The organism is [Lactobacillus] timonensis (assembly GCF_900240275.1).
Classification (GTDB): Bacteria; Bacillota; Bacilli; order Lactobacillales; family Lactobacillaceae; genus Limosilactobacillus; species Limosilactobacillus timonensis.
Window position 1 is genome coordinate 1,584,985 of the sequence record NZ_LT964761.1, and the last position, 13,394, is coordinate 1,598,378.

Genomic DNA, 13,394 nt, shown 5'->3' on the forward strand with positions numbered 1-13,394 from the left:
AGTAAGTGAAAATATTCTGTTGGAATTTAGTTGACGACTAATAAGGCCAAAGCTATGATTTGGTCGTAAAGAGGGAGGATCTGACATGACAACTAATCAAGCAATTGCAAAACTTTCACCCAACCTGCCACTAACAAGTGAACAGTCAGCGCTAGTTAATCGCATCATTCATTTTATCACTGACCACCTCGCCGATGGTTCTCCTGCTGTCTTTAGCATTATTGGTGATGCTGGGACTGGCAAGAGTGTCGTCTTGACTCATCTCTTCACCAAATTGCAACAGTTGGCGCGTCACAACCAAAGCAGTCCCTTGTTCCAAACGTGCAATTACTTTACAGTTAACCACCCGGAAATTCTCAAGGTTTATCGCGAATTGGCGGGGCAGCAAACTTCACTTTTAAAAAAAGATTTTCAGCGGCCCACCAGTCTCATTAACCGCTTAAACAAAGCAGACGAACAGGTGGATGTTGTGGTCGTCGATGAAGCCCACCTCCTCTTATCCAAGCCCGACCATTACAACAATTTCTACCATAACAACCAGTTGACAGAACTGCTCAAGCGCGCACAAATCGTCATCTTAGTAATAGACTATTCACAAGTTCTCCGGATGAAAAGTCTGTGGACTCCCGGGAGACTTGCCAACATAATCGAGAACGTTCCGCATGAACAATACCACTTAACTCACCAGTTCCGCATGACGGCTAGCGACGAACTAGTCGACTGGTTGAATACACTGACGGAGGATTGTCACATTGACAACTTGCCCGATAGCTCCCGAGATAATTATGACTTTCGCGTTTACGATGATGCCGAAGAAATGCGACGTGCCATTGTTCGCCGTAATCAGGAAGTTGGCTTATCACGTGTGTTATCAACATCTGGCTACCCATCAACCCTCGACGGTGGTAAACACTATATCCAAGAAGGCAACTTTAAAATGCCCTGGGACCAGTACAATTTTACGGCAACCCCCTGGGCGGAAATTTCCCAGACAATTGACGAAGTCGGATCAATTTATACGTGTCAAGGATTTGACCTCAATTATGCCGGCATTATCATTGGACCGGTTATCAGTCAACAGCCAAATAGCCGCACCCTGCAGGTAAACCTCGATCGTTTTACCGACAGTGAAGCCTTCAAAAAAAGAGCCGACTTAACTGATCCGGTGGAAATTGACAAATTGAAACGGTGGATGATCATGAACGCCCTCAACGTGATTCTCAAACGCGGTGTTCACGGCACTTACCTCTATGCTCACGACCCCCTCTTGCGGCAAACGCTTTCTTCGCTTTTTCAAGCTCATGGGTGGAACAATGTTCTTCACTGCTAACATTCACCGCCAATTCCCGTTTTATGCTAAAATAAGAATGTTATCCAATGGCGGGAGGTCAACCTATGACGAAAAGAAAAACCAGCGGGATTTTCCTGATTATTATCGGGATCATCATTGTCCTCGCTGGAATCACTTTTATTTATCACGATTTTAAACCAGAGCTACAGCTGCTGATGCATCTCAATAGTCACAACAAAGCCAAATTGATGGTGATGATGCGTAGTCACGGTCTTCCGGATATGTTGCTACTGGTTGTCCTCGTTGCCGTTTTAAACTCAATTCCAGGACTATCTAACTCGGTCATTTGCTTATTTGCGGGGATTTGTTTTGGACCCTGGTTAGGATTAACCATCAACTGGAGCGGCAACATCCTCGGTAACCTGGTAGTTTACTCACTCCTTAGCAAGCTATCCCTGCCAGCAAAGTGGACCCACAACAAATTGCTGACTGAACTCAATCACAGCGCTCATAAAAAGCTCCGGCTGATTATCTCCTTCATGGTGCCAATCATCCCCAGCATTATTGTTAACTACGCTTGCGCCCAGGAAAAAATGAACCTGAAGCAATTCCTACCACTGGTCATCATCGGTATGCTCCCTACGTCTTTTCTTTACGCCTTCGGTGGTGATGCTATCTTCCGGGGAAACATTAAGCGGCTCGTGGTAGATGTAGTCCTCATTCTTGCAGTTGTCTGCTGCTACCGAATCATCATGCGTAACAACAAAAACACAGCAAAAGATTAAAGAAGGTTTTATTATGCGAATGCGTCGTTTTGACGATCTGACAATTTACGTCAGCGACTTAGAACAATCCCGTCGTTTCTATCACGAAGTTTTCGACATGCCGATCATTGAAGAGCAAAGTGATGATAACCACGTCACTCTCCGTTGCGGGCATCAGTTAATCCGGTTGATGGCTGCTGATACCGCCCACCGATCAATGGTTGGCAAGGCCATTTTCAGCGTTGTTGCCCGTGATAGCATCCATGATATTTCACACCACTTCATTAGCTATGAAGTTCCGATTATCCAACCGGCACACTCAGCACTCGGTGCTGAAGGTAAAATGCAGGAAATTACAATTGCCGATCCAGACAGTAATACTATCAATGTCGTTGTCTACCAGAACAAATAAGGAGTCTTAATCATGAAACCAAGCAAAGCAATTTACGTTCAACAAGCAACCATGGAAGACCTTGACGATGTCATGGAACTAATCGAAGATGGTCGCAAAGCCTTACAGGAAAATGGCGTTCCCCAGTGGCAAGATGGTTACCCGTCCCGTTTGACCATGCATCAGGACATCGATTCAGAAAATTGTTACCTGCTAATGTATGGAAACGAAATTGCTGGTTGCGCTACCCTGATGCTCGACGGTGATACTTACTATACTCACATCGTATCAGGCATGTGGGCTCGTCCTGGTCACGCTTTTGCGACTATTCACCGGGTTGCTATTTCTAACCGCTTCCGGGGAATGCGGCTAGCCACTTACCTCTTCTCTGATCTCATCAGCATTGCTTATCGCGAAGGCGTTCGCAACTTTCGAATTTCAACACACGAGAAAAATCTCCCGATGCAAAAAATTCTTGCAGCTTTTGGGTTTGTCGAACGCGGGACTGTTTACACTGGTCCGCGGCCAACCGACTTACGTAACGCCTATGAAATGAACCTTAAAGAAGATTAAATGATAAGCTGGTCAAGTTGGCCAGCTTTTTTATTACAATGTTAAAATAAGGTAAGTATTCCTTATTCGGAGGTGGCGTCATGCCAGCAAAATCCACCCAAGGGCGCCTGAAAGAGATTCTTTCAGTTATTCGTCAATACAAATTGGTAACTAATTTTTACCACCAGACAAATCCCCAGGCAGTTCGTGAAGCGTTAGAACAATTAGGCCCAACTTTTATCAAAGCCGGTCAGCTGCTTTCAACACGCCCAGACTTAGTTTCGCCTGCTTACATCAAAGAACTACAACAATTGCAGGACAATGTCCCGCCTGAGCCGTTTCTTGTAGCTAAAAAGACAGTTGAAGCAGCCATTCAGCAACCAATTGAAGAAGTTTTTTCGTCATTTGATCAGCACCCCTTTGCTTCTGCTTCTATTGGTCAAACTTACCACGCCCAATTAACGGATGGAACAAAGGTGGTCGTCAAGGTCCAGAACCACAACGTTCCGGAATTGGTCCGGACTGATCTGTCACTGTTTGACAAGGCACTCCGCATCTTAAAAATCGTTCCTACCGGGAAGTCTGCAATTAATATTGACTGCGCTTACCAGGAATTACGGAAATCCTTACTAAACGAGATTGATACCAAACTTGAAGCCAGCAACGGGGCGGAATTTTATCGCTTAAACAATGGTGACGGGATCATCCGGGTTCCAAAAGTCTACCCACAATATAGTGGTCAAGGGGTCCTCGTTAACCAGGCCATGAATGGCAAAAGTATTAAACACTACCTTGCTCAGCCGTTAGCTGAAGACGAACAACAGCGACAAGCACAACAGAAGGAACGTCATTATTTAGCGAAGGAACTTGTCCGTAATTTCATAAAGCAAGTCTTTGACGATCACTATTTTCACGCTGACCCACATCCCGGAAATATATTGTTCTACCGGTTACCAGTCAATGATCAACCAACCTTAAAAACCACTCACCAGTGGTCTAAAGAAGTAATGGGGACCAGCATTGCTACCCAGACACAAACGGTCCTTCCACCACTTCGTCTTGTCTACCTTGATTTTGGTATGATGGGTCGTTTAACCCCAAACCTGGCAGACGGCATTGCCCAAATTGTACTGGCGCTGAATTCCAAGGATGAGCAAGCCATTGGCGCGGCGATTTTAGCAGTTTGCAACCGGGTCGGTCCTGTTGACGAACCACGATTCTACCGGCAGTTAGGAGAATTGATCAGTCCCTACTTTAATGAAGGACTAGGTGACATTGATTTTGCTGACCTTCTCTTTCACATCATCCACCTCTGTGAAGATAATAACCTACAAGTTAAATCTGAAGTCACCCTCCTAGTCAAGGCATTTGGAATGCTAGAAAATACCGTTGCCAAGCTTGATCCCGAGTTGTCAATGATGGAAGTCGCGCGACCATTTGCCAAAAAGTACTTTTGGCAGAAGTTTAACTTTCGCAACCTGGTGGATGAACAATTACTGGCCCTGGTGAAGGGCGTGCAATCAACTAGCCAGTTCTCAACTAGGATCAATCGTTTTTTGCAAATTCTCAGCAACGGCCAGGTTCAAATTAACTTTCGCTATCAAAATGAACGTAAAGTCCTCAAATACCTTGAAAAAATTGTTGACCGACTGATGGTTGTAATTATCCTGGCAGCAGTCATTCTCGGCTCTTCCATCCTCGTAAAGGGTAGCGACGATCACTCCTCCATTAACCATATTGGGATGATTGGTTACTTGGTCGCTATCTTAGTGATCATTATTTTACTGGTTAGCACCTTGATCGAACGATGGCGGCACCGAAAATAATGATAAAAAAGGTTCCGTGCAGTTGAGCACGGAACCTTTTCCTTTAAGTAAGTTTCAATAATTTATTTTCGTGACAGGTGGTACCGGTGCGACCGATCCTCGCCAGTTGTCTTGTTAGCCGCATAGCCGACTGGAACAATGACACTGACCTCATAGCCATCTTTGACCCCTAGTTCAGCCAATAAGTCACTATCATCATTTAATACCAACGCACCACCCATGATATAAACAGAACCGAGGCCAAGAGCGGTAGCCTGCAACATGATGTTTTCAGCAGCAACGGATGAATCGCGCTCACCAAACTTACTCTCCTTCTTTGTTGTCAAGATGAAAAGCAGTGGAGCTCCGTAACAGGAGTTATTGGTGGAATGCTCAATTCGTTGCCGAAACTCTTCGTTTGTCACAACAATTCCTCGCAAGTCATCGGTTTGTTTCATGGCACACGGGGATGCCTGAAAAGCTTCAATTAATGCTTGAATATCATTCTCACTCACCGGCTTGGATTGATATTTGCGCACGGCACGACGATTACTAATTGCTGATAACATCACTAAAAACCCCTTTTCTTATTGGTAACACTCTTTTGCATATTCCATTAGGTGCTTAACCGTGACCACTTACTCCTGACGCTTATTAGCAATTACGTTCTGGCGAAGCTTTTTAGCGACTCGCCGCTTCAAGAATAACGGCACGGTTTCAACAACTGTATCACTAAATTCCAGTCCGTAATACTGTACCGGAGACATGGTATGATTTTGCAACCAGATCCGAACCTGGATCAAGACACGCCGCCAACCAGAAATAGCGGTATTCTTATCAAGAAGTTCACGGATGAAGACGAACCGGAAATCCCCCACTTGTCGTCCCGGCTGGGTCGTATATTCTTGTGGTTGTTTATCAATGATTCCTTGATTCATCAGATCAGAAACAACCTGACGCAGGTACATGTTGACACTATTACCCATCTTGAAGCCGAGGTAAAGCTGCAGGTTAACAATGTTCCGAGTTCCCATCATGTCGACGGTGTAGTAACTAGTATATGGTTCATCAGTAGTATTGATTGTCACAAACCAGTAAACCTTTGCCCGCTTCAGGTTTTTATCAAGAATAGAGTAAAGCGTCTCCCTTTTGACCATCCGATTCTCGTTAATTCGCGCCATCATAACCAGGTTAGAGACGTAAAGTGGGATATCCTCGTTGTTTGACAGATCCTGAAGCATCTGCTTGTAGTCGTTTAGGCAAAGGTACTCGCTTTCCCCATAGAGACTACCACGCAACTTATTCCCGTAGTACCAACTAACCATGGTCATTAAGATCATAAAAGTTAGTAACAGGGTGACATAGCCACCGTGAATAAACTTGGTTAGACTAGAAATCAAGAAGATTGTTTCAATCGTGGCGTACAAAACAATGTAGAGAGTGGCAAAGAAACGGTTAGAATTGGCTAACAAATACTGGTGCAAAAGGACAGAAGTCATCAGCATCGTAATGGTAATGGCTAGCCCATAAGCTGCTTCCATGTGTGCTGACGTCCGGAAGAAGAGCAAAATTGAACAAGTGATCAGGCAAAGCAACCAGTTAATTGGCGAAATATAGATCTGGCTACGAGCCATCGATGGATGCTCGACTGGCATGCGTGGCAACAGTTTCAACCCAACTGCTTCTTCGACCAGGGTAAATGAACCAGTGATCAATGCCTGGGAGGCAATAATGGCTGCCAAGGTTGCAATGACCACCCCAAAAAGATAAACCTCTGCTGGCAGCATCTGGTAGAACGGGTTATATCCCGAACCATTAGAACCCAAAGTCGACAAACGACTAATTAAGAAGGCTCCCTGACCGAAATAGTTTAAAGTTAACGAAATAAACACTAATGGCCAGGTGACATAAATTGCCTTCCGGCCGACGTGCCCCATATCAGAGTACAGGGCTTCAGCCCCGGTCGTTGCCAGGAAAACACTCCCCAGAATAAAAATACCAACCTTATTATGTGGGTCAAAGAGCAATTCAATCCCGTAATGTGGCAAAATTGCCCGTAATACGAAGGGATCAGCACTGATATTTTTAAGGCCAAAGACTGCCAAAAAGCCAAACCAGACAACCATAATTGGGCCAAATGCCCCACCAATAAAACTGGTCCCAAAACGTTGAATACAGAAAAGAGCTAATAAGATGACCAGTGTAATAATAATGACCTCGCCCTGATCATGAACGAGCACCCCGTGGGAACCAAAGTTGACGCCCTTGAGTCCTTCAATAGCGGTAGTAACCGTTACGGCTGGCGTTAAAGTCCCGTCAGCGAGCAACGCCGCCCCACCAATTAGTGCCGGAATAATTAACCATTTGGCGTACTTTCTGACAAGTGCATAAAGAGCAAAGATCCCTCCTTCGCCCTTGTTATTAGCGCGCATCGCAATCAACACGTATTTGATCGTTGTCATTAACATTAATGTCCAAAAGACTAATGATAAGCAACCAATCACGTATCTTTCCGTCAGGTGTTGCGTCCCGCCAACATCGTTAATGAGTGCGTTCATCGTATAAAGCGGTGACGTCCCGATGTCTCCATAGACGACACCTAAAGCGATCAGAGCATTGGCCAGTAACTTTTTATGACCTTTCTGCATCACTCATTCTCCTTTCATATTTAAGGAAATTGTATTTCTAGTTGATATGGAACATTTTAGTTCTCCAAGTTAGAATAGTCCAGTTTACTTAGCTAAGCTAATTTGCTTCGGACAGGGTTTGAAATAGGCGCTTTCACTTTAGACTGGTATAATAAGTGGTAAGAATTACTGAGAAAGGACCTATTCTAAGTATGGGTATTAGTCCAACTAGTCCAGTTGTTTTACTAGTTATTGTTTTTATTCTGTTGCTGGCGGCTCTCTTCACACTACTTGAGTATTCATTAGTGAAGACACGCCCAAGTGAACTAAAGACACGTAAGCAAACCCGGGCAGTCAAACGTGCCGAGTACATGCTGGAACACTTATCAGAGTATCTTTCTACCGCCCAAGTGGGAGTCACAATTACTTCCTTGATCCTTGGGTGGATTGGTGAAGACTACGCCGTTGGAATGTTAATGAAGTTGCACGTGCTTCCTCATAACCTGGCAGCAGAGTTCTCCTCCATTATCGGTATCCTGATTTTTACCTTCCTGCACGCCGTCTTTACTGACTTGGTACCAAAGAACATGGCGATTGACCAGCCGGTGCGGATCCTGCTGGCGATTGTCCGTCCTGTTCACTTTTTCCACGTTATCTTCTTCCCACTGGTGTGGATTTTTAACGTTACTGCTGCAGCCTTTACCAAGTTGCTCGGTTTCAATCCCCACCCTGACGAGGATATCTACTCACAAAGCGAAATCATTTCCCTGTCTCAAGAGTCTGAAAAGGCCGGCGAGCTAGACAAAGAAGACGTGGTCTTTATGGAACGGGCCTTTGAAATGAACGATAAGGTTGCTTCTGAGGTCATGGTCGACCGGACCCAGTTATCGGTGATCGATAGCAAGGCGACGATTGCCGATGCTTCCAAAATGTACTTTAAGCGGAAGTTTACCCGCTACCCTGTCGTTCGTAATAATGACAAGGACCACATTTTAGGCTATGTCTTCAACTATGACATTATGAATGCCCTCCGTAACGATGATGGCAAGATGCGTGTCACTGAGATCATGCGTCAAGTGCCGATGGTTTACGAAAGCCAACCATTGACTGACGTCATGAAGCTAATGGTCAAGGAACACGTTCCCATCGTTGTCGTTCAAGATGAATACGGCGGGACTTCCGGGATTGTTACTGATAAAGATATTTACGAAGAACTATTTGGAACGGTTCACGAAGAAATCGACCATGATAGTGACGACATGATTGAAAAGGGAAAGGTCGATGAGAAAGGCAACCAGGGTTACACCGTCTCTGGTAAGATGAACCTTGACGACTTTGAACGCTACTTCAACGTGAAGATTGACCAGTTTGACCAGTCGGACGCAACGACAATCACTGGTTTCTTCCTCGAAGAGAAGTATGAGCTCGCTGTCGGACGACCAATCCGGGTCGATGGTTTCAGTTTCACTCCCCTGGATTTTGAAAACGCCTTTGTCGACAATTTCCACGTAGTTCATATCGAAAAGCATCCCCAAAAGAATAAGGAACAAGCTGAGACAAAAGAACAGCAAAAGAATTAATACGACGATAAAAAGAAGGTCTCCTGGTTAAAGTCAGGGCTCTTTGTCAATCGGTACTGATAGCTAATTTTGACCAGTTCAAGCAACTAGTTTGCTTGGGCTGGTTTTTCTTGTGATTATGGGTGCCTGAACCATGATGTGCGAATTTTTTAATGCTATTAGTATGCGAATCCGGAACCGGAAAAAGTTGCGAAAACCATAAGCCGTCCGTTTGATTACTTTGATTTTGTTATTAGTACCCTCAATGGGACCATTAGTTAACTGGTATTGAAAGCTCCTGATGATTTCTTCCTGGTGTTGCCGTAAAGTCCGCTGGACTTTTTGTAATTGTTTAGGCAGATTAGTGAGTTTGCGTTGTAAGAGTGCCGTTAACTCTGCTGCTTGACCTTGATCCACTGCCTCTATCAAAGTTTGGTAGTAGTCATAAGCTATTTGCAATTCGGGTGACATGGACAAAAGCCGATCAATGACCTCACTATCAGACAACCAGGCGCCACGAAAGTTGCGCCGTGGATAGTGGTGAATATTATCTAAATGAGCGATTTTTTGTAAAAGTAACTTCCAGAAACGCTTTAAAACGCGATACTCGTGGGTGCCATGACCATAACGATTCATTACTTTAATCCGCACCGCTTGAAGTGCCCGATACGCCTGGGCAACGATATGAAAATGATCGGCAATAATTCGGGCATGAGGAAAGAGTTCCTTGATTAAGCTCCGGTAAGGTTGATAAAGGTCGACGACAATCAAACGGACAGCACATCGGGCCCGCCGGGTAAAGTGACGATAAAAGTATTGCTTTAAATAACGCGAGTTCCGGGATTTAATAATATCGATGGTGCGATGATTAGTCGGATTCATTAAGAGCATGCTCATCCCACTATCAGCGAATTGGCCTGACTTGAAGTCATCAAAAGCAATCGTTGCCGGCAGCCAATCTTTCTCAGGAACAAAGGTGTTTTCTAGCGTATCGATGGTTCTGGAAACGGTACTAGCAGACACGTAATAGTTATGGGCTAACTCTTTCTGTGAAATATTACGGTGAAGGTCTTTGATAATGAATTGCTTCACGTTATTAGCAATCCGACAGCCGCGGCTAATGCCTTTAATCGTGGCGATTTTCGTCACGGTTTGCGGACATTTAGTGGACGGCTTACAGATATACTGCTGTTTTTTAATCATGAGAATGGTCTTTACACCAGCGACCGACAGGGCGGTAATGACTACTGGGCGATGACGAAAACCATTCTTCAACATCGGGCGTCCACAAACAGGACAACGACATTCACCAGTCTTGACCAAATGAATGATTTTGGTTTGGTCATCAATAGTCTCAGCCCCTTCTTTATCCAGCTGAAGCCCTGGGTCTTGGATTCCGGTTAAAAAGTTGATATCATTAGTCATGAGGATTAATTTCCTTTCTGGAGGACAATCACCACGATTTAGGCTTTGGGGTGATTGTCCGTTTTTTTTATTGTCATNTTTATCCAGCTGAAGCCCTGGGTCTTGGATTCCGGTTAAAAAGTTGATATCATTAGTCATGAGGATTAATTTCCTTTCTGGAGGACAATCACCACGATTTAGGCTTTGGGGTGATTGTCCGTTTTTTTTATTGTCATCATAAACGAAAAACGGTACCGATGGAAAATTCCATCAGTACCGAATAGTGTAGAACCAAAGTCAGGAGGCCTTCTTTTACTGTTGGGCAGTGGCAGCAGTTTTTACTTGTTGAAGAAAAGTCGTTGCTGCTTGGGTGAGGTTGCTATTTTTGCGCCAGACCATGACGTGACCAGTTGTGTGGCGCGGCTTCAAGGGAACAAACGCAAGTGCTTGGTCGTGAGCTCCCTCGTAGACTCCCTTGATAGCAAGAGCATAGTAATGCCCATCACGAATTAACTGGTTAGCATTACCAGGCAGGTTAATTGTCATGCGAACATTCAATTTTCCTTTTGTTAAATGGAGTCCCTGACTAAGGTCATCGCGGACAATACTACGACGTGTCAGTATTAGTGGTAGTTGCTCCACATCACGACGCGTCAGAAATTGTCTTCCAGCCAGCGGGTCATCAGCGCGCATAATAATTCCCCACTCTTCTTTAACGGGCAATTTCATGCAGTTATATTTAGCGGCTTCTACCGGTTCAATTAAAGCCGCCATGTCCAATAAGCCACGGTCAAGGTTTTCACGGAGAGTATCGCCGTCACCGTCAAGCATAGATAACTGAACTAGCGGGTACTGATCAAGAAAGTTCCCAATGACCTTCATCAAAAAAGGCGATACTGAACTCTCAACACAACCTACCCGAACGGTCCCCCTAAGCCCCTTCTCTTGGTTGGCCACATCTTCTTTGGCCTGCTCCCATAGGCGGAGCAGCACCTGTGCTCGCTGCTGAAACAACGCTCCTTCAGCCGTTAATGACATCAGACGAGGACGACGCATAAATAATTTGACCCCCAGTTCTTTTTCCAGCTCCATAATTTGTCGTGAAAGAGTTGGTTGGGTCACGTGCAGTTCTACCTCTGCTTTTGTAATATTATTTGTCTGTGTTACCGTCAAAAAATATTTGAGAACCCGCGTTTCCACTGAAAACACTCCTCTAATTTTTGCTGTCAAGGTCAAAAGCGTGCAACAATCAATGTGATTAAAACAATATTATTAGTTAAAATTCTACCACGAACGTGTTACAATAGGCATCGTCAATAGCAATGGGCCATTAGTTCAGTTGGGAGAATGTCTGCTTCGCATGCAGGAGGTCGCGAGTTCGAATCTCGCATGGTCCATATAACGAAACCTCAGTAAACCAAGCGGTTTACTGAGGTTTTTTCATTTAGAATACCAATGTAAGTTCAAGCTAACGGGTCAAGACGCAATTACTAAACACCCTATTCAGTCTGATCGACCATCTTAAAGGTCAAAATGATACCAATGACAATCAGTACAAGTGTAAAGTAAATCCCGTAATGAACACCAGTGGTAAAACGAATTGCCGCACTACCTGCTGCGGTCCGGCTGCCCAGTTCAAGGAAGCTGGTAGCCAGCGCAGTTGCTAGCGCCCCAACAATTTGCTGCATCGTGTTTAAAATTGTACTACCATCAGCAGATTGCATCCCCGTTAATGAGTTCAGCGCACTTGTCTGGGATGGTGACATCGCAAGTGGACAGCCGATCATTAGAATAACGTGTGCCGCAATAACATAGCCAACAGGTGAGCGGTCAGTTGTAAAGGCCAACATTAACCCACCGACCAGTGCAATCAAAAACCCGCATCGTGCTGGTTTCTTGGCACCGATGCTATCATACATTCGACCAGCAACTGCAGAAGTCAAGGCGTTGACAATGCCACCTGGCAGCATAATGACCCCCGTTAAAGCGACCGGCAGTAGGAGGCCGTTTTGAATATACATTGGCAGCAGGTACATGGCAGACAAGATAATGCCAAAATCAAGCATTACTAACGTTGAGCCAATCGCAAAGGTCGGCGTTTTAAAGACGCGCAGGTTTAAAATGGGCGTCTTGATGTTGAGTTGCCGGTGAACATACAAGCCAAGGACGATGATGCCAACTAGCAATGAACAAAGCACCGGTAGAGACAACCAGCCATCACGGCTGGATAAACTGGCACCAATTACCAAGCCTGAGCAGCCAATGGCAGACTCGATGATCGACAAAACATCGACATATGGGCGGGTAATCTGGCCAACATTTTCAAGTGACGTTAACGCAAAAATCAGGGCAACTAACAGAAACGGAATAAAGAGCCAAAAAATCCAACGCCACGATAACTTACCAAGAACTAAGCCGGTTAGCGTTGGCCCAATGGCCGGTGCGAACATAATTACCAACGCACAGACGCCCATTACCGCCCCAATCTTCTGTGGTGGAAAAATCTGCATAACTACAGCAAACATTAACGGTAGGATTAGCCCGGTAGCAATTCCCTGGATCATCCGTCCAATTAACAAAACAGCAAAGTTTGGCGCAAGAGCGGAAATCATTGCTCCCACAATAAAGTCAAGCAACGCAAAAATGATAATTTGTCGCGTTGTGAACCACTTTGAAATCATACTTGACAGTGGCAAGATAATGCCAATCACTAACATATATCCAGTCACTAACCACTGAATAGTGGCTGTATTCGTCCGAAAGGCCAGTGTCAATTGCGGTAGGGCAATGTTTAGCGAAGTCTCACTTAACATCCCAACAAAAGCGCCCAGCAGCATACTAACCATCGCTAATTTCGGATGGCGAACGTGTTGTTGATTCTTTTGTTCATTCATTATTAAAAATCACTCCTCATTGATTCTTCTTCAAACACAATTGGTTACATTACCAGAATCAATTATCTTTCGTAAGTGATTTTTAAATGTTCCTTGTTTTGTTAACT

Annotated in this window: 11 protein-coding genes and 1 tRNA gene; 7 read left to right on the plus strand and 5 right to left on the minus strand. The window is 44.7% G+C overall.

Annotated elements, in window-relative coordinates; genetic code table 11:
- Positions 1-85: 85 nt before the first annotated feature.
- The 5 genes from C1710_RS07640 (at position 86) to C1710_RS07660 (ending at position 4,824) form a co-directional block, all read left to right on the plus strand.
- The gene (locus C1710_RS07640; protein WP_102281591.1) at positions 86-1,330 is read left to right on the plus strand and encodes a DUF2075 domain-containing protein; all 1,245 of its coding nucleotides are present in this window, start codon (positions 86-88) and stop codon (positions 1,328-1,330) included.
- Positions 1,331-1,395: 65 nt separating this feature from the next.
- On the plus strand, positions 1,396-2,076 hold the full coding sequence (locus C1710_RS07645) for a TVP38/TMEM64 family protein (RefSeq protein ID WP_102281593.1): 681 nt from the start codon (positions 1,396-1,398) through the stop codon (positions 2,074-2,076).
- 13 nt (positions 2,077-2,089) lie between these two features.
- Positions 2,090-2,467 (plus strand): VOC family protein, encoded by a 378-nt coding sequence (locus C1710_RS07650; RefSeq protein WP_102281595.1) that lies wholly within the window; start codon positions 2,090-2,092, stop codon positions 2,465-2,467.
- Between the two features lie 12 nt (positions 2,468-2,479).
- On the plus strand, positions 2,480-3,019 hold the full coding sequence (locus C1710_RS07655; protein WP_102281598.1) for a GNAT family N-acetyltransferase: 540 nt from the start codon (positions 2,480-2,482) through the stop codon (positions 3,017-3,019).
- Between the two features lie 80 nt (positions 3,020-3,099).
- Positions 3,100-4,824 (plus strand): ABC1 kinase family protein, encoded by a 1,725-nt coding sequence (locus C1710_RS07660; protein WP_102281601.1) that lies wholly within the window; start codon positions 3,100-3,102, stop codon positions 4,822-4,824.
- A gap of 62 nt (positions 4,825-4,886) precedes the next feature.
- On the opposite strand, the gene C1710_RS07665 is transcribed toward C1710_RS07660, so the two are convergent.
- Entirely contained in the window at positions 4,887-5,372 is a 486-nt protein-coding gene (locus C1710_RS07665; RefSeq protein WP_102281603.1) for a nitroreductase family protein, read from the minus strand.
- 69 nt (positions 5,373-5,441) lie between these two features.
- Positions 5,442-7,451, minus strand: a complete 2,010-nt coding sequence (locus C1710_RS07670) for a KUP/HAK/KT family potassium transporter (protein ID WP_102281605.1) — start codon at positions 7,449-7,451, stop codon at positions 5,442-5,444.
- Positions 7,452-7,642: 191 nt separating this feature from the next.
- Between C1710_RS07670 and C1710_RS07675 the strand changes: the two genes are divergently transcribed.
- Entirely contained in the window at positions 7,643-9,010 is a 1,368-nt protein-coding gene (locus C1710_RS07675; protein ID WP_102281607.1) for a hemolysin family protein, read from the plus strand.
- 78 nt (positions 9,011-9,088) lie between these two features.
- Here the strand turns inward: C1710_RS07675 and C1710_RS07680 are convergent, their stop codons facing one another.
- Both C1710_RS07680 and C1710_RS07685 read right to left on the minus strand, forming a co-directional pair.
- Positions 9,089-10,414: an ISL3 family transposase gene (locus C1710_RS07680; protein WP_102281829.1), complete on the minus strand. Its 1,326-nt coding sequence runs from the start codon at positions 10,412-10,414 to the stop codon at positions 9,089-9,091.
- Between the two features lie 291 nt (positions 10,415-10,705).
- Entirely contained in the window at positions 10,706-11,593 is an 888-nt protein-coding gene (locus tag C1710_RS07685) for a LysR family transcriptional regulator (protein WP_102281609.1), read from the minus strand.
- Positions 11,594-11,717: 124 nt separating this feature from the next.
- Between C1710_RS07685 and C1710_RS07690 the strand changes: the two genes are divergently transcribed.
- A tRNA-Ala gene (locus C1710_RS07690) sits at positions 11,718-11,790 on the plus strand.
- Between the two features lie 102 nt (positions 11,791-11,892).
- On the opposite strand, the gene C1710_RS07695 is transcribed toward C1710_RS07690, so the two are convergent.
- Positions 11,893-13,287, minus strand: coding sequence for a DHA2 family efflux MFS transporter permease subunit (locus tag C1710_RS07695; RefSeq protein ID WP_235857995.1), 1,395 nt, complete (start codon positions 13,285-13,287; stop codon positions 11,893-11,895).
- Positions 13,288-13,394 lie beyond the last annotated feature (107 nt).